Origin of the sequence: Proteus sp. PR00224, assembly GCF_016238105.1 — a bacterium.
In the GTDB taxonomy this organism is placed as follows: Bacteria; Pseudomonadota; Gammaproteobacteria; order Enterobacterales; family Enterobacteriaceae; genus Proteus.
On the sequence record NZ_JAEHQU010000002.1, the window covers coordinates 250030 to 266466 of the forward strand.

Consider the following 16437-nt stretch of genomic DNA (forward strand, 5'->3'; position numbering starts at 1 on the left):
TATACCCTTTTACTTTTTCGTAAATACAACACTATTAACTATTGCTTGTGCCGTAGGAAATGGTAGCTGACCAATAAAGGTAATTTCATTACCTTCTTTGTCATAGGTATAAATTGTATTACGACCATACCTCAACATTTTATCGCGTTCGGGCGAATTAACGTGTTGACCACTTTTATTAACATAAATAGAGAAGTCAAATAATCCATCACTAAATAAAATAGACTGACTAAACTCAGTCTCAGAAATTTGATGATTACTGCGTTTTACCTCTTTAAAACCTTCAGGCAATTGGCTAACCGACCAGTTATAAACCAAGGGCTTAGCTTTTGGTACAAGTAATAAAGGTGGCATATTGACGGTACGTAACGAATTAAGTTCTGCTCCGACTTCACTCCCTTCATTAACTGTAATCACTCGAAATTGTTCAATGATGTCATTATTCTTATCTAGTAGATCGACTCTTAAAGGTAGATATCTTTCTTCATCTATAAACAAGACATAATCATAACGGTCATTATTTTTTGATAGCACGCGAACAACTCGGCTTGGAATATCACCAATATGCGTTCTACCTGCATCAATAAAATTATAATAACCTGATAATTCATTGAAATCTTGGTAAATGATAGAAGGGATATAATCAACGATATGATCATTTCTTAAGCTGAAAGCATCTAAGCCTGGCTCAAAATAGCTGATCTCATCACCACGTTGAACTATTTCACGGCGAGTACTATCCATTTGCATTAATTGTGCAAGCGGTTTGCCATCGATAAGAGTGTGGCGGTAGCGAATAGGAACAATACCTTGAGAATTGATATTGATAAAAGATAATTCATAGGTAGAGCTTTGACTTGTCTGACCCATCTTTTGCAACAAAGCCTCGACACTACCTGTTTGAGGTTGCGCCAAGGCTTGTATCGGCATTGACAGGCTGCCCACCAGCAATAAGGTGGATAACCATGATTTTTTCATTACGACTATTTCATTCCCACACGTTATTTATACATTCACATCTATTACTGTGCAGCTACGGGTTGAGTTTCACCTTGAGCGCTAACTGGCGCTTCATTTTGTGGTGCATTATAAATGCGACGATCTAACTCATACTGTTGCAACATTAATCCAAGGCGCTGATTACGCTCTTGTAAACGTGTTTGCTGGTCTTTACCTAAAGTATCATTTTGAAGATTTAAGCTTACTGGTGAACCTGAACCCATAATAGGTTGAGTATTAAATACAGGTGTATCTACTTGGAAATCTTCAGAACCACTTTTTCCATTATATTGCTGAACACCAACAATAACAGCTAATGAAACACAAGCCGCGACACCGATTTGAGTTAACTGACTTGCCCAAGGACGTAACGTTTGTAAGAAAGAGTGCTGACGCCATTGTGATGGCGCAGGTTGCTGCTCTTGTTGTTGTTCAGGACTTATGCGAACAGGTTCATTCTCTAAAGCGAGCGCAACGCGACTTGCGATATCGAAGTGGACTACTTCACCTACATCACCACGCATTGTGTCACGAATTAAATGGTAGCGTTGCCATGTCTCTTTCATGGAGTCATCACGAGCAATTGTACCCATTAATTCTTTATCAAGAACTTCGCCATCCATAAATGCAGAAAGTTTTTCTTTTTGCATGTAAAAGTACCCTTCAGTCAATGATGGTTCACCCACAATTAAAACTCTTGTATTAATGGTTGAACCTTATTATCAATAGCTTCTCGCGCCCTAAAAATACGTGAACGTACTGTTCCGACAGGGCAATCCATAATGACCGCTATCTCTTCATAGCTTAGCCCGTCAAGTTCCCGAAGTGTAATAGCAACCCTTAAATCTTCAGGTAATGACTCTATGGTGTGAAAAACCACTCTCCGTAACTCTTCAGACAACATTAAATTCTCAGGGTTCGAAATTTCTTTTAGTGCATTGGGTGATTCGAAATTTTCAACATCACTCGCATCTAAATCATTCGAAGGCGGACGTCGCCCCTGTGCGACCAGATAATTTTTTGCTGTATTCACAGCAATGCGATAAAGCCATGTATAAAAAGCACTATCTCCACGGAAAGAACCGATGGCACGATAAGCTTTAATAAAGGCTTCTTGCGAAACATCTGGTACATCGCCCTGTGGTACATAACGGGAAATCAGGCTTGCTACCTTGTGTTGATAGCGGATAACCAGCAAATTAAAGGCTTTCTGGTCACCATTTTGTACCTTTTCAACCAACATTTGGTCCGTTAACTGCTCGCTCATTAGAGATGGACTCTCCCGAAGTCAAGCTTCGCACTATTTTTAAATGACTCCGTCATATTTACTCTCGTTATTCCTTCTCGTTTTTATGAGCTACAAGACTTAGAGCGCAAAAATAGTATGAAGTTCAATTCAATCATTATTTTAAGAGATGAATCACAAAAAAATCATCATGATGATCACCCAACCAAAATGCAATCTGCCAATAAAAAAACGATAACACAATGATATTATTTGAATATATACGATTACTTACAACAATATATATTATCTTAAACAAGATATTATTAAATATAGATTTAATAATATAAATAAAAGTCAGTCACCCAAGATTGGAACTTGTCGGTATAATGCCCTTCATTATTACGAATAATAAGTTCATCTATACTACATGCAACACTGCCTTGATTTTGTCTTTGAAATGCTAACAAAACTCGATGATAAGGCTTATCTGCACTGTCTTTAATATTAACGCGTTTCGCAACATTCCACTCTTTTTTTTCTGCAATTTCAATAAATTGCTCACCAATAGAATAAGGTAATACAACACAGAACAAACCATCTTCGGTGATAAGTGATTGCGCACTATCCAGTAATCCCTCATGCGTTAAAGTTTTGGTATAACGCGCTTGCTCACGAACATCATTACGACAAGCAATTGCTGGCTCAAAATAAGGAGGATTACTAACAATCAAATCATACTTATTTTGCGTTTGCTCTGCATAATGATGAATATCACTATGATGGATATGAATAAATGAATGCCATTGTGACTCCTGAGCATTTTCCGTCGCTTGTAATGCGGCTTTCTCATCAAGTTCAATGCCATCAATACACTCAATTTTAGTCGCTCGTTGAGCTAGCATTAATGCAATTAGTCCACTTCCTGTACCAATATCAAGTGCTCTTTTTACATTATCGATAGGCGCCCAAGCCCCTAATAAAACACCATCTGTACCCACTTTCATTTCACACTTATCATGAGCAACAAAAAATTGTTTAAATGTAAAACCACCTTTGCGTAATCCTGCTTTTTTCACTTTCTTTTGATTCATCTATTGGCTCTATTGATTTGTACAGCAATCTCTTTTTTATTGCTTATCAATCATGTCACGGAAAAAGAGATATATGATAAGATAACGTTTCTACAACCCCTATCTTAACATTAAACTATTTGTATACGATGCACGCTTATTTAGATTAAGCCTAAAAACAACGAATACCTTCGTCTATCGGTAATATATAATGTGATAGCGGTAAATCCTCTGGCTTTTAGCGGGGGATAATGTCAAAATCCGCGCCCTAAACAGAGGTATACAATGACAGCCACGACATTTTCCAGTCTTGAACTTGATGAAAGTTTATTGACCGCATTAGAAGAAAAAGGATATCAACGTCCTACAGCTATTCAAGCAGATGCAATTCCTGCTGCAATGGATGGACGCGATATTTTAGGCTCTGCGCCAACAGGCACAGGGAAAACTGCGGCCTTTTTGCTTCCGGCAATTCAACACTTGCTTGATTATCCACGTAAAAAATCAGGCCCGCCGCGTATTCTTATCCTGACACCAACACGCGAACTTGCTATGCAAGTTGCCGAGCAGGCAAAAGAATTATGTGCGCACACACATTTAGATATCGCCACAATCACGGGCGGTGTTGCTTATATGAATCACGCTGAAGTCTTCAGTGAGAACCAAGATATCGTTGTTGCGACAACAGGTCGTTTATTACAGTACATCAAAGAAGAAAATTTTGACTGCCGCGCAGTGGAAATGCTGATTTTAGATGAAGCAGACCGTATGTTAGATATGGGTTTCGCTAACGATATCGAAACTATTGCAGGCGAAACTCGCTGGCGCAAACAGACATTACTGTTCTCTGCAACACTGGAAGGTAATGCGGTTATTGATTTTGCACAGCGCATCCTCAACGAACCTGTTGAGCTTAATGCCGATCCTTCTCGCCGTGAACGTAAAAAAATTCAGCAGTTCTATTATCATGCTGATAATCTTGAACATAAAACAGCGTTACTTGCTGCATTACTTAAGCAAGACGATGTTAAAAAATCGATTGTCTTTGTTCGTAAAAGAGAGCGTGTAAGAGAGCTTGTCACTGCGTTAGAAAAACAAGGTATTAAATGCAGCTACCTTGAAGGTGAAATGGCGCAAACACAGCGTAACGATGCAATCAAACGTTTAGAATCAGGCAAAATGAATGTGCTTGTTGCCACAGACGTTGCTTCTCGTGGTCTTGATCTAGATGATATCACACACGTTTTCAACTTTGACTTACCTCGTACTGCGGATGTTTACTTGCATCGTATTGGTCGAACAGGACGTGCGGGCCGTAAAGGTATCGCAATTTCATTAGTTGAAGCTCATGATCACCCATTATTAGGGAAAATTGGCCGTTACGTTCAAGAGCCAATTAAATATCGTGTTGTTGCTGAACTACGTCCAGAAACCAAAGCACCAAGCCTGAAAGCAACATTCAAACCTTCTAAAAAAGTACTTGCTAAACGCAAAGCGAAAAAAGAAGAAGAGAAAAAAGCAGTTAAAGAAAAAGTGCGAACTCGCGATCGTAAAAATATTGGTAAACGTCGCAAAGCAGTTGCTGAACATACAGAAAAAAAATGTTGCACCTACTGCACCAGTAAAAGAAACGAATACTGATAACGAATAATCTGTGCTCTTTCTGAACCTATAAAAAAACCGTAGCTATATAATATAGTTACGGTTTTTTATTTTTTTCTTTTGTATAGAAAAAAAGCCCGATATTTTCATATCGAGCTTATTATTAACTTATTACTTTAGTGAAAATTACAGACTTTCTGTGAAAGTACGAGTAATAACATCACGTTGTTGTTCTGGAGTCAGTGAGTTAAAACGCACAGCATAACCAGAAACACGAATAGTTAATTGAGGATATTTCTCAGGATTGTTAACAGCATCTTCCAGTGTTTCACGGCTTAATACGTTAACGTTAAGGTGTTGACCACCTTCTACACGAACAACCGGTTTAGATTCTACAGGCACTTCACGATATTCGATATTGCCTAACTCTTTACGGTTAATCACTTGGCCTTCTTCAAAACCTTTTTTAGCACAGATGCAACGAGCTTCGCCGTTTTCATCATCTAATAACCAGAAAGAGTGTAATAAATCGTCGTTATCAGCTTTAGTAATTTGGATACCAGTAATCATTTCGACCTCCAATTTGGGCACAAAATCAAATTCCAATCTCATATCAGAACTTGGGTATTTGGTCTAACCAATGTTTCTGTCTACTTATATACCAGTATAAATGGCGCCATTCTTTGATAAATATCAATAAAATTCATAAGCACTTTATCCAAGAGGGTGCAAAGTGTTGTTTTAAATCAATAATCATTTATCACTGATTTGCAATTTTTTTTGTAAATTTTCAAATAAAAGTTGAGGACTCAATTAATTTTTATTTTTAGCCCGTAATATTTTCATTCCCTTGATGAAATCGGTAAGCTTAGACACTATAAGATATCAACAAGGATTTTAGGTTATGACTACACCATTAACTTGGCATGATGTGATAGGCGCTGAAAAAGAAAAGCCTTACTTTCATCAAATTATGTTTCAAGTCGCACAACAAAGAGCCGCTGGTAAAATTGTTTATCCTCCTCAAGAAGATATTTTTAATGCTTTTCGTTTTACGCCTTTTGATAATGTGAATGTAGTTATTTTGGGGCAAGATCCTTATCACGGCCCTAATCAAGCACATGGACTCTCTTTTTCAGTACGACCAGGCGTGCCAGCACCACCTTCATTAGTCAATATGTATAAAGAACTAGAAAAAGAATACCCTGATTTTAAACGCCCTAACCACGGCTATTTAGAAAGCTGGGCAAAACAAGGTGTTTTATTACTTAATACCGTATTGACGGTAGAGAAAGGCCAAGCACATTCTCACGCTAACTATGGTTGGGAGATCTTTACTGACGCAGTAATCGAACAGATCAATCAGCGTAGAGATGGGGTTATTTTCTTACTTTGGGGCGCTCATGCTCAGAAAAAAGGACGTTTTATTGATACAAATAAACACGTTATTTTAAAAGCACCTCATCCATCCCCGCTTTCTGCTCATAGAGGCTTTTTAGGTTGTGGTCATTTTAAACAAGCCAACGATATTTTACAGCAGCAAGGCCGCAAACCAATCAATTGGCATCTTGATCCCATTGAATAAAATTCCCCTATAAAACATAAAACCGCACAATAACAAGAATATTGAATAATCTTCGTATTGTGCGGTTTACTTTATCTACATGTAATAACTCATGTGATAACGAATGTTTTAATCAATGTTATTTAGAAACGATAACCATAGCTGGGCGCAGTAAACGGCCGTTTAAGGTGTATCCTTTTTGCATAACATCAACAACATGATTAGAGTCATGTGCTGGGCTATCAATTAATGTCATCGCTTGGTGAACTTCAGGGTTAAATACCACATTTTTTTCTTCAACCACTTCAATGCCAAATTTATGAACAGCATCTAAGAATGATTTCAGCGTTAACTCTAACCCTTCAATCATAGGTTTTAGCGATTCATTTTCATGATCAGCCGCAGATAAAGCACGCTCTAAATTATCAAGTACAGGCAGTAACTCATTAGAAAATTTCTCAAGCGCAAATTTATGTGCTTTCTCAACATCTTGTTGAGTACGGCGACGAATGTTCTCAACTTCAGCTTGAGCGCGGATCATTGCTTCACGCTCTGTCTTTTGAGATTGCTCAAGTTGTTTTTCAAGAGAATCAACACGCGCTAATGCTTCCACTAATTCAGCTTGAGCATTAAAGTCCGCTTGTGCTTCTTCGGTCATTGTTGGCTCTTGAGACTCATTCATTGCAGATCCCATTCCTTCTTTTTCTTTTGAGGCTTGCTCTTCATGTACATTTTGTTCTTTACTACTCATGAACATCTCCGCGTAGTTTTGGTATTCATCTTCATATTTAGTTTATTATGGGGATCAATAAACGGGTTTCAAGGAATTGGCGCAAAACGAGGGTAAAAAAATGCCAGATAATACCGTAACAGAAGAAAAACACTTTAAATGCATTGGCATTGTCGGCCATCCCCGTCATCCTGAAGCAATTTCAACGCATGAAATGCTCTATCATTGGCTATTGGCTCAAGGTTATGACGTTATTATTGATACACAAGTTGCTCAAGAACTAAAACTAGAAAATGCACAAACAGGTGATTTAACACAAGTGGGCAAAGTTGCTGATCTTGTCATTGTTGTTGGTGGTGATGGCAATATGCTTGGCGCTGCGCGCGTTTTATCTCGCTATAACATTAAAGTAATTGGCGTTAACCGAGGTAATTTAGGTTTTCTTACCGATCTCGACCCTGATAATGCCTTACAGCAATTAACCAATGTGTTAGCTGGGCACTATCATGAAGAAAAGCGTTTTTTACTTGAAGCACGCGTCTATGCTGAAGGTCAAAGAAATCGCATTGGTACAGCAATCAATGAAGTCGTGCTTCATCCTGGCAAAGTTGCTCATATGATCGAGTTTGAAGTTTACATTGATGATCGTTTTGCTTTCTCTCAACGTTCTGATGGCTTAATTATCGCAACACCAACAGGATCAACGGCCTATTCACTCTCTGCCGGTGGTCCTATTTTAACACCCAATCTTGATGCTATTGCGCTTGTGCCTATGTTTCCACATACCTTGTCAGCACGCCCTTTAGTTATCAGCAGTGATAGCCAAATTCGCTTAAAATTCTCACAAACAAATATCGATTATGAAGTCAGTTGCGATAGCCAATTAGTGTTACCCATTAAAGAAGGTGATGAAGTTATTATTAAGAGAAGTCGTCAAAAACTCAATTTAGTTCATCCGACTGATTACAATTATTTTAATACGCTCAGCTCAAAATTAGGTTGGTCGAAAAAAATGTTTTAATTTTTGTGCCTCACTACTTTACTGTATAAAAAACCAGTTTATACTGTATGTAATTACAGATATGTTTTTATACACAGGAGAGGCACTATGCTGACTCAATTAACCATTAGTCATTTTGCCATAGTCCGTGAACTTGAAATCGATTTTTCTGGTGGCATGACCACCATTACAGGCGAAACTGGCGCAGGTAAGTCTATTGCAATTGATGCACTAGGTTTATGTTTAGGTAACCGTGGTGATGCCAATATGGTGCGCCCAGGTGCAACTAGAGCCGATTTATGTGCACGATTCTCACTCTCTGACACGCCATCAGCACAACGTTGGCTTGAAGAACATCATCTTGATGATCATAATGAATGCCTATTAAGAAGAACTATCTCTGCTGATGGGCGTTCTCGTGGTTTTATCAACGGCACTTCCGTACCACTTTCACAATTAAGAGAGCTTGGTTCTTTACTTATCCAGATCCATGGACAACATGCTCACCAACAACTTCTAGAGCCTCGCTATCAAAAACAACTGCTTGATATCTATGCCCATGAACCGGCTTTATTAAAAAGCATGAAGTCGGCTTATCAAACATGGCATCAAAGTTGCCAAACTTTAGCCGCTTTTCAACAACTCTCTTTAGAACGAGAAGCAAGGCAACAACTGGTTGATTACCATTTAAAAGAACTCAATGAATTTCAACCAGTACAAGGCGAATACCCAGAATTAGATCAAGAATATAAACGTCTTTCTAACTGCGGGCAATTTTTGACTTTAAGCCAAAATAGCTTACAAATTTTAAGCGATAACGAAGAGCAAAATATTTTAAGTATGCTCAATGTGGCTAAACATGAAATTGCTGAACTGACCTCTATGGAAAGTCAGTTCAATTCACTATTAGAGATGCTGGAAGAAGCTACTATTCAAATTAGTGAAGTGAGTGATGAACTTCGTCATTATAGCGATCGCTTAGAGATGGATCCTAATCGCTTATTTGAAGTTGAAAAACGCATGTCTAAGTACATTAGTTTGTCACGTAAACATCGCGTTGCACCTGAAGAATTATACGATCTTCATCAGCAATTAATTGAAGAAAAAAATGCCCTACTTCGTCAAAATGATGATTGTGACGCTTTAATAGAACAAGTTAAAGCTGACCATTTAATTGCATTAGATGTCGCAAAACAGTTACATCAGGTTCGCCAGCAGTATGCGAATGAATTAAGCCAGCTTATCACCAACAGTATGCATCAATTATCAATGCCTCATGGCTATTTTACTGTTGATACTCATTTTGATGATAGCTCACTGCAAATCGATGGTGCCACAAAAGTTGAATTTAATGTCACTACAAACCCAGGACAACCGCATCAAGCCCTTTCTAAAGTTGCTTCTGGTGGTGAATTATCACGTATTGCACTTGCAATCCAAGTGATCACGGCGAAGAAAATGGATACGCCTGCTCTTATTTTCGATGAAGTTGATGTTGGTATCAGTGGTCCTACTGCTGCTATTGTGGGTAAATTATTACGCGAATTGGGTGAATCAACTCAAGTAATGTGTGTCACTCACTTACCTCAAGTCGCGGGTTGTGGTCATCAACACTATTTTGTCAATAAAGAGACAAATGGTGAAGAAACTGAAACAACCATGAAACTATTATCGAAAAAAGAACGTCTACAAGAGCTCGCTCGTTTATTAGCAGGTAGTGAAGTCACCAAAAATACCTTAGCAAATGCGAAAGATTTGTTGGCTGCATAACGATTAACAAACTTTTATTGATATTTAGGGTCATAGGCAGAGCGTGAAAGGTTTTCAATTGCTGCGTTGTCGATTATCATCGTCACTATGACCCTAAAAGGAATGTAATAATCATGCGTTTTAAACTGTTAAAAGTTGCCGCCTTATCTTTAGTCGTAATGACTTCAGGTTGCTCTATGTTCGAGAGACTGGTTTATCACCCAGATATCAATCAGGGAAATTATTTAACGCCAGCCGAAGTCGCAAAAGTTCAGCAAGGAATGACACAGCAGCAAGTTCAATTTGCCCTTGGTACGCCAATGCTAAAAGATCCTTTCGGAAGCCAGACTTGGTATTATGTTTTCCGTGAAGAGCCTGGTCATCAGAAAGTACGTCAAGAGACTCTTACCCTGACTTTTGATAGCAATGGCATACTGACTAAGATTGATAAACAAGGCAATATGCCTAACTTCTCAGCACCTGAAACAAAATCGTAATGCGATAACAGCGCTAAGAAAGCTTAGTTTTGTATAGATTGGCAAAAACGAATTGCACCCCATACGTTAGATTTGACGTTGGGGTGTGTTTTTATAAAGAGAAATTGCTTTATAACAGTGTTGTCTTGTATTGTGTCTGTCTGTAATCAAACGGCCTATCAATGCAATATATGATGCTCACCCCTATTGGGCAAAAAGCATAATATTAATCCGCTTTTTGTCGCGCTTTCTCAGCACGTTTACGACGCATTTCTTTAGGATCGGCAATTAAAGGTCGATAAATTTCAACTCTATCACCGTCTCGCACATTATCGCTTAACTTTGCTGGTCGACTATAAATACCCACTTTATTCTTAGTCAAATCAATATCATTACAAATCGTTAAGATATTTGAAGCAATAATGGCTTGTTCAACAGTATCCCCTAATGTTAGTTCCACAGGGATAAGGTACTGTTTGTCAGGTAACGCATAGGTTACCTCTACCCATATTTTAGTCACGATAGATCTCTTTCGCTCTGTGAGTAAACGCCTGCACCATATTGTTCGTTAAATCCTTAAAAATACGACCAAAGGCTAACTCAATTAATTTATTGGTAAACTCAAAGTCTAGCTGAAACTCTATCTTACACGCATTATCATCAAGTGCGGTAAACACCCATCCCCCAGTTAATTTACGAAAGGGACCATCAACAAGACGCATATCCACACGTTCATTTGTCTTTAAAAAATTATGGGTAGTAAATGTTTTACTGATCCCTGCTTTAGAGACATTTATTGATGCAATCATTTCTTCTGGTGTGCTTTTGATCAGTTTACTTCCAACGCATCCTGGTAGAAAATCAGGATAAGTAAGAACATCATTAACCAGTTTAAACATTTGCTCTGTACTAAAAGGGACAAGAGCAGATCGACTAATCTGAGGCATAGTTATTCCTGTACGACAACACTGTGCGGATCATATCATTGAACAGTGACTAATTTAAAATCTAATGGAATATAGCTTAAGTTTTATGCAATTGAAAAGAAAACAGTCGGTTAAATGATTTCTTTCTATTGCTCATACAGTATAATGTGGACATTATGACAAAGAAAAAATCACACAAACCTGGTTCTGCGACCATTGCGTTAAACAAACGTGCTCGCCATGAATATTTCATCGAAGATGAGATTGAAGCGGGCTTGGCGCTCCAAGGCTGGGAAGTTAAATCACTGCGAGCCGGTAAAGCAAACATCAGTGATAGCTATGTTATCATGCGTGATGGCGAAGCTTATCTTTTTGGTGCAACTATTACTCCTTTAAATGTTGCATCAAGCCATGTCGTTTGTGATCCGACACGTACCCGTAAACTATTATTAAAACAGCGTGAACTTGATAACCTTTATGGTCAAATCAACCGTGATGGTTATACCGTTGTTGCACTTTCTCTTTATTGGAAAAACGCTTGGTGCAAAATCAAAATTGGCGTTGCAAAAGGTAAAAAAGATCACGATAAACGTGAAACCATTAAAGATCGTGAGTGGAAATTAGACAAAGCACGTATTATGAAAAATGCTAACCGCTAAATTGCGTTAAGTACTAGCAATGACAAGTATTTTTCTGATATACTCGCTGTCAACAACTTGGGGCTGATTCTGGATTCGACGGGATTTGCGAAACCCAAGGTGCATGCCGAGGGGCGGTTGGCCTCGTAAAAAGCCGCAAAAAAGATAGTCGCAAACGACAATCAATATAAAGCACTAGCAGCTTAATAACCTGCTTTGAGCCCTCTCTCCCTAGCTTCCGCTCTTAAGACGGGGATAAAGAGAGGTCAAACCCAAAAGAGATCGCGTGGATGCCTAGCTTGGGGTTGAAGCGTTAAACTTAATCAAGCTAGCTTATTCATGGCGCGTCTGTCCGCAGTGGGTAAGTGAAATTAAAGATAGACTAAGCATGTAGTACCGAGGATGTAGAAATTTCGGACGCGGGTTCAACTCCCGCCAGCTCCACCAAATTTGGTGGGTCAGTGGTAGGACGACGGTTTCAAAAACAAGAAGTTAGCGAAATCATCAAGACTACACACTGACACAGATAGGACTCTAAATCATACGCAAATCGTAGGCGGATTATTTAGAGTTCAAAAAGGCTCACTTCGGTGAGCCTTTTTCATATAGGAGACCAAGAGTGGATACAGTTAATAATATTTTATCAAATTCCGCGCTGGGTACAGTGATTGGGATCATTGGTATTCTTATAGCCATTTTTATTTATGTTTTAACTCGTAAAGTTTATAAAATCTCTAGCTGCCATGAATTTTCAAACCTCATAAATAAAAACCACTCGAACCTACCACAGCAAATAAGTGTAATGTATGATGGCTCATTAGTAGAGAGTGTATCTTCTTCTGAATTTGTTATTTGGAATTCGGGTAACTCTGTTATAACAAAAAGTGCATTAGCTACTAAAGAACCACTAAGAATTGAATTTAGCAGGGAAATTCAATTATTGCGTTATCAAGTAGTAACATCAAATAATCCTATTAATAATATAGAGCTAAAGACTGACAGCGAATATCCTAATTGTATTCTTATTGATTTCGATTTTATTGAAAAAAATGAAGGTGCTAGAATAGAAATTCTCCATACTGGAGATAAAAACGATGTTAAGGAGAAAGGAAAACTAATAGGTGTAAAATCTATTTTTAGTAAACAGAAAAAACTATCAATAAAAAAGAAAAAACCCAAAAAAACTTTTAGTAAAAAAGTATTAGATGTAATTCTTTTATTGTTGTCACTATTGTTTCCAATAATGATCCTATTAATGATTATTTACTCATTCGCATCTCCAGAAGCTTTTATTTCTACAGCCCGCCCCGTTAGAGATAGTAGTTCTCCATGGGTGATGCGTATTATGGGATTTTCCGTGATATGTGTATTTATTTTTCAATATATTAGCCAGCGCCCCCCTTACCCATCAAGTTTAAAAAAGCCTTAAATTAATATTATATTACACACCGTCATGGGGTGTCGGGGAGAGGAAGTTCAAATGCTCTCGTGCCGACCAAAAAGATTATATAAACCAGCCTGTTATGGCTGGTTTTTTATGCCTGCTTTCCTTATGGGGGAAGCTATGGGGAATTACTGGGGAATCCCCCCCCGTTTTTTGACACCGTTATAGCAGCAAAAAACAACGCTTTACATCACTGGGCAATCATCAAACTCTCCCGTTCTGGCATCATTGATGATGTACGTAATCCCCTCAAAACAGGATGCGGTCCCGTATACCCTCCTTCATATTCAGGTAGCTCTTTTCTTCGCCCATTTTCCAAGTTGATCAGATGCTGAGTTGGGTATAGGCGATAACGCTTTATCCTGAGTTCCCCCTTCGATAGTACACACAAGCAGCGAACCATCACATGGAGAAAGCGAAGAGTCGACCACTAGCAAGGCCCCTTGTATAAAGCCTTCACGAAAATGAGAGCCGCAACTCGCGTAAAGTAAGTCGCAGCAGGCTTGCTGATAAATAACCTATAAAGGAAATACTTGTTTCAGCGAAATCAGCAGCTGTATTCCCATATGAACTAATTCTGCTCATGTCTTGTCAATCCTGATAGGAATTCAGTTGTTTCGGATTATCACAAAAGTACCGCAATTGGCCCTATACATGATTGATCACCATATTAGTTTAACTATGTTTACGGTGCTTAGAATGCCTTTGAACGGCAAAACGACTTAACTTGCCTTTGTATGATTCTTTAGATAATTTAGCTAAATTATATAGCAAATTACTTTGTACAGGCTAAAGATGAACGAAATTGAGATTTACACGCGTATTAAGCAGGTCTTGGACGACACTCCTCGTAATCAATATACCGCCGAGATGCACCTACAAATGATCAAATATGCTGATGAGTTGGATAACATCACCTCAAAAAAGTTTTGCGAAGGAGTTAGTTTACGAAGCAGCTTTGGCACTGAGTTCAGCAAAATACGCAACTTGACCCAGCGCTTGAAGGCTGCAGGTCTTGATACGGCTAAGCTTTAACTATTCATATATAAACGTATCAAGCTCAGGCTAGCACTCGGTAAGTAAGGAATAACGATGGTCATTAAAAAAGCTGTTCTTTACACCTCCCTCATAGGTAGTAGCGATGAGTTGCTAGCTTGGATGATTACTATTAATTCAAAGGATGAAATATGAGTATCCAAATAGATATTGTTCGTATCTGTGGCTTTCGAGGCATATCTAATATCGAATTAGCCTTACCAAGAGTTACCGTATTGCTAGGGCAAAATAATGCTGGTAAAACATCGATTATAAAAGCTCTACAACTAGCCATGGGGGACTACTCAAGGTATTTAGCTGACGAAGATTTCCATATAGGCGAAGATGAAAAACGCCAAGAAACTATTACAGTCGACCTTCGGTTTATAGCTGTTGATAATGATGCGAGAGCGAGAGAGTTTTCAGAGAATTGGCAACAGGTATTTGGCGATAAAATTCAGTCAGAGCCTGATGGGAAGCAATTCGTAGCGATACGTACTATTGCAAAACCAGATCGAGTGAAAGGCGGCTATATTGTTGACCGGTTTCATTTAGATGAGTGGCCAGAACCTAGTGGATGGCAAAATGTTCGAGTTAGCAACAAGAATAGATTAGGCAAACGATTGGAGTCTGTACCGTTCATTTCGATTGATGCCCAAAGAGACATCCATAATGAACTAAAAGAAAAATCTTCTTTTGTGGGTCGTGTTTTATCCAGTGTTGAATATGATGATAAAGATGTAGCTGAACTAGAGCGGATGGTAGCTGAAGTTAATAAAGAAGCCATAGAAAAAAGCGAGCCACTTAAGCGATTGAAGACTCATCTGGATAATATGAACCAATCGTTTGAAGGCTCAGGCCAAACAGAGCTTACTCCGTTTCCGAAGAAAATTCGTGACCTGTCAAAGCGGTTTAGTGTGAATTTCGGTGAAAATGATAGAAGCTCATTTTCTATGGAATACCACGGGATGGGTACACGTAGCTGGGCGTCCATGTTGACAGTAAAGGCATTTACCGAACTGTTGGCCAAAAATCACGAAGAGGAAGCCGAACCATTTTTCCCAATTATGGCCGCTGAGGAACCAGAAGCACATCTGCACCCGAACGCACAAAGAACATTGTATAGGCAACTCGTAGATATGCCAGGACAAGTGATTATCAGCACTCACTCGCCGTACATTGCTGGCCTAGCAGAGTTACATGAAATAAGATCTCTGAGCAAACGGAAGAATTCAGTTCAAGTATACCAGTTGAGAGATGAGTTTGAAGATGATGATCTGAGGAGATTGAAAAGAGAGGTAGTCCACTCCCGTGGTGAACTATTATTTTCCAAAGCAATAGTTCTTTCTGAAGGAGAAACTGAAGAGCAAGCCTTACCTGAGCTGTTTGGTGCCTATGCAGAAAAACACCCCTTCTCACTCGGAATTAATTTTGTCGGTGTCAATGGCTCAGGAGCGAAGTATCGCCCATTTCTCATTTTGGCGAAAGACCTCAACATACCAGTATTTATATTTAGTGATGGAGAGCCTAAAACGATTAAAGATCTCAAGAAAAATTATGAAAAAATTTTCGGAGCTACTGACATAGAGAAAGCCGATAATATCACCATACTCGATGGGACTGATTTTGAGGGATATTTGTTGAGTCAGGGCTTTGGCGATTTGATAGAAGAAACTATCAATAAAGTTGACGGTGATGGTACCATAGACAAGTGGATCGAGAAAAAAGATGGAGTGCTTTTAAAACGAATCAAAACTGATAAGCCAAGTTGTCAAACCTGTAATCAGCCTATTTTTAAGGATGTGCTACGAGATTACAAAGGTGATGCTGGGCGAGTTCGCGCAATCCTTGAAATTCTTGATTCAAGCAAACCGCTTTATGCTAAGGCAATTACAGATAACCTGATTAAATTGTCAGCAGATAATTTTCCCGAGAAGATCATTGAATTATTCAAAAAAATTGAGTCTGGAGTCTGA

17 protein-coding genes, 1 other RNA gene and 1 pseudogene are annotated in these 16437 nt (G+C 38.7%); 10 read left to right on the forward strand and 9 right to left on the reverse strand.

The window, feature by feature from the left end; translation table 11 throughout:
• Positions 1–9 precede the first annotated feature (9 nt).
• The 4 genes from rseB to trmN all read right to left on the reverse strand — a co-directional run bounded on the left by rseB (position 10) and on the right by trmN (position 3318).
• A complete protein-coding gene (rseB, locus tag JEP71_RS04540; protein ID WP_198619718.1) occupies positions 10–978 on the reverse strand; it encodes a sigma-E factor regulatory protein RseB in 969 nt (322 codons plus the stop codon).
• 44 nt (positions 979–1022) lie between these two features.
• Positions 1023–1649 (reverse strand): anti-sigma-E factor RseA, encoded by a 627-nt coding sequence (rseA, locus tag JEP71_RS04545; RefSeq protein ID WP_232797511.1) that lies wholly within the window; start codon positions 1647–1649, stop codon positions 1023–1025.
• 38 nt (positions 1650–1687) lie between these two features.
• Entirely contained in the window at positions 1688–2266 is a 579-nt protein-coding gene (gene rpoE, locus JEP71_RS04550) for an RNA polymerase sigma factor RpoE (RefSeq protein ID WP_006533574.1), read from the reverse strand.
• Between the two features lie 296 nt (positions 2267–2562).
• The gene (trmN, locus tag JEP71_RS04555) at positions 2563–3318 is read right to left on the reverse strand and encodes a tRNA(1)(Val) (adenine(37)-N(6))-methyltransferase TrmN (RefSeq protein WP_198625827.1); all 756 of its coding nucleotides are present in this window, start codon (positions 3316–3318) and stop codon (positions 2563–2565) included.
• A gap of 264 nt (positions 3319–3582) precedes the next feature.
• Here trmN and srmB point away from each other — a divergent pair, with 264 nt between their 5' ends.
• Positions 3583–4938 (forward strand): ATP-dependent RNA helicase SrmB, encoded by a 1356-nt coding sequence (gene srmB / locus JEP71_RS04560; protein WP_198625828.1) that lies wholly within the window; start codon positions 3583–3585, stop codon positions 4936–4938.
• Between the two features lie 147 nt (positions 4939–5085).
• On the opposite strand, the gene grcA is transcribed toward srmB, so the two are convergent.
• A complete protein-coding gene (grcA, locus tag JEP71_RS04565) occupies positions 5086–5469 on the reverse strand; it encodes an autonomous glycyl radical cofactor GrcA (protein ID WP_023581591.1) in 384 nt (127 codons plus the stop codon).
• 334 nt (positions 5470–5803) lie between these two features.
• Here grcA and ung point away from each other — a divergent pair, with 334 nt between their 5' ends.
• Positions 5804–6484, forward strand: a complete 681-nt coding sequence (gene ung / locus JEP71_RS04570) for a uracil-DNA glycosylase (protein ID WP_196534132.1) — start codon at positions 5804–5806, stop codon at positions 6482–6484.
• Positions 6485–6602: 118 nt separating this feature from the next.
• Here ung and grpE read toward each other — a convergent pair whose 3' ends face one another.
• On the reverse strand, positions 6603–7214 hold the full coding sequence (grpE, locus tag JEP71_RS04575; protein ID WP_160230558.1) for a nucleotide exchange factor GrpE: 612 nt from the start codon (positions 7212–7214) through the stop codon (positions 6603–6605).
• Between the two features lie 100 nt (positions 7215–7314).
• Between grpE and nadK the strand changes: the two genes are divergently transcribed.
• The 3 genes from nadK (at position 7315) to bamE (ending at position 10439) form a co-directional block, all read left to right on the forward strand.
• Positions 7315–8214 carry an NAD(+) kinase gene (gene nadK, locus JEP71_RS04580; protein ID WP_109370993.1) on the forward strand — a complete coding sequence of 300 codons (900 nt, stop codon included), beginning with the start codon at positions 7315–7317 and terminating at the stop codon, positions 8212–8214.
• 87 nt (positions 8215–8301) lie between these two features.
• On the forward strand, positions 8302–9963 hold the full coding sequence (gene recN, locus JEP71_RS04585) for a DNA repair protein RecN (protein ID WP_109370994.1): 1662 nt from the start codon (positions 8302–8304) through the stop codon (positions 9961–9963).
• Positions 9964–10076: 113 nt separating this feature from the next.
• A complete protein-coding gene (gene bamE, locus JEP71_RS04590) occupies positions 10077–10439 on the forward strand; it encodes an outer membrane protein assembly factor BamE (protein ID WP_198619714.1) in 363 nt (120 codons plus the stop codon).
• Positions 10440–10644: 205 nt separating this feature from the next.
• On the opposite strand, the gene JEP71_RS04595 is transcribed toward bamE, so the two are convergent.
• Together JEP71_RS04595 and JEP71_RS04600 are read right to left on the reverse strand one after the other, a co-directional pair.
• Entirely contained in the window at positions 10645–10941 is a 297-nt protein-coding gene (locus JEP71_RS04595; protein ID WP_369961909.1) for an RnfH family protein, read from the reverse strand.
• Positions 10931–11365 (reverse strand): SRPBCC family protein, encoded by a 435-nt coding sequence (locus JEP71_RS04600; protein ID WP_006533588.1) that lies wholly within the window; start codon positions 11363–11365, stop codon positions 10931–10933. Before JEP71_RS04600 ends, JEP71_RS04595 begins: the two co-directional genes overlap by 11 nt.
• A 155-nt stretch (positions 11366–11520) precedes the next feature.
• On the opposite strand from JEP71_RS04600, the gene smpB reads away from it, so the two are divergent.
• From smpB to JEP71_RS04615, 3 genes are all read left to right on the forward strand, one after another.
• The gene (gene smpB, locus JEP71_RS04605) at positions 11521–12003 is read left to right on the forward strand and encodes an SsrA-binding protein SmpB (RefSeq protein WP_109370996.1); all 483 of its coding nucleotides are present in this window, start codon (positions 11521–11523) and stop codon (positions 12001–12003) included.
• Positions 12004–12062: 59 nt separating this feature from the next.
• Positions 12063–12429: a transfer-messenger RNA gene (gene ssrA, locus JEP71_RS04610) on the forward strand.
• 172 nt (positions 12430–12601) lie between these two features.
• Positions 12602–13411: a hypothetical protein gene (locus tag JEP71_RS04615; RefSeq protein ID WP_198625829.1), complete on the forward strand. Its 810-nt coding sequence runs from the start codon at positions 12602–12604 to the stop codon at positions 13409–13411.
• 200 nt (positions 13412–13611) lie between these two features.
• On the opposite strand, the pseudogene JEP71_RS04620 reads toward JEP71_RS04615, so the two are convergent.
• Positions 13612–14011: pseudogene (locus JEP71_RS04620) on the reverse strand (HumD family translesion DNA polymerase).
• Between the two features lie 210 nt (positions 14012–14221).
• Here JEP71_RS04620 and JEP71_RS04625 point away from each other — a divergent pair.
• Both JEP71_RS04625 and JEP71_RS04630 read left to right on the forward strand, forming a co-directional pair.
• Complete coding sequence (locus tag JEP71_RS04625; RefSeq protein ID WP_198625830.1) at positions 14222–14461, forward strand: HTH-like domain-containing protein; 240 nt, start codon at positions 14222–14224, stop codon at positions 14459–14461.
• A gap of 152 nt (positions 14462–14613) precedes the next feature.
• Complete coding sequence (locus JEP71_RS04630; protein WP_198625831.1) at positions 14614–16437, forward strand: ATP-dependent nuclease; 1824 nt, start codon at positions 14614–14616, stop codon at positions 16435–16437.

Excerpts from the sequence above, each read along its gene's own strand:
- recN (WP_109370994.1), top strand. The coding sequence starts at position 8,302 with ATGCTGACTCAATTAACCATTAGTCATTTTGCCATAGTCCGTGAACTT.
- rseB (WP_198619718.1), bottom strand. The coding sequence starts at position 978 with ATGAAAAAATCATGGTTATCCACCTTATTGCTGGTGGGCAGCCTGTCA.
- trmN (WP_198625827.1), bottom strand. The coding sequence starts at position 3,318 with ATGAATCAAAAGAAAGTGAAAAAAGCAGGATTACGCAAAGGTGGTTTT.
- JEP71_RS04625 (WP_198625830.1), top strand. The coding sequence starts at position 14,222 with ATGAACGAAATTGAGATTTACACGCGTATTAAGCAGGTCTTGGACGAC.
- smpB (WP_109370996.1), top strand. The coding sequence starts at position 11,521 with ATGACAAAGAAAAAATCACACAAACCTGGTTCTGCGACCATTGCGTTA.
- nadK (WP_109370993.1), top strand. The coding sequence starts at position 7,315 with ATGCCAGATAATACCGTAACAGAAGAAAAACACTTTAAATGCATTGGC.
- ung (WP_196534132.1), top strand. The coding sequence starts at position 5,804 with ATGACTACACCATTAACTTGGCATGATGTGATAGGCGCTGAAAAAGAA.
- rpoE (WP_006533574.1), bottom strand. The coding sequence starts at position 2,266 with ATGAGCGAGCAGTTAACGGACCAAATGTTGGTTGAAAAGGTACAAAAT.
- bamE (WP_198619714.1), top strand. The coding sequence starts at position 10,077 with ATGCGTTTTAAACTGTTAAAAGTTGCCGCCTTATCTTTAGTCGTAATG.
- srmB (WP_198625828.1), top strand. The coding sequence starts at position 3,583 with ATGACAGCCACGACATTTTCCAGTCTTGAACTTGATGAAAGTTTATTG.
- JEP71_RS04630 (WP_198625831.1), top strand. The coding sequence starts at position 14,614 with ATGAGTATCCAAATAGATATTGTTCGTATCTGTGGCTTTCGAGGCATA.
- rseA (WP_232797511.1), bottom strand. The coding sequence starts at position 1,649 with ATGCAAAAAGAAAAACTTTCTGCATTTATGGATGGCGAAGTTCTTGAT.
- JEP71_RS04600 (WP_006533588.1), bottom strand. The coding sequence starts at position 11,365 with ATGCCTCAGATTAGTCGATCTGCTCTTGTCCCTTTTAGTACAGAGCAA.
- grpE (WP_160230558.1), bottom strand. The coding sequence starts at position 7,214 with ATGAGTAGTAAAGAACAAAATGTACATGAAGAGCAAGCCTCAAAAGAA.
- grcA (WP_023581591.1), bottom strand. The coding sequence starts at position 5,469 with ATGATTACTGGTATCCAAATTACTAAAGCTGATAACGACGATTTATTA.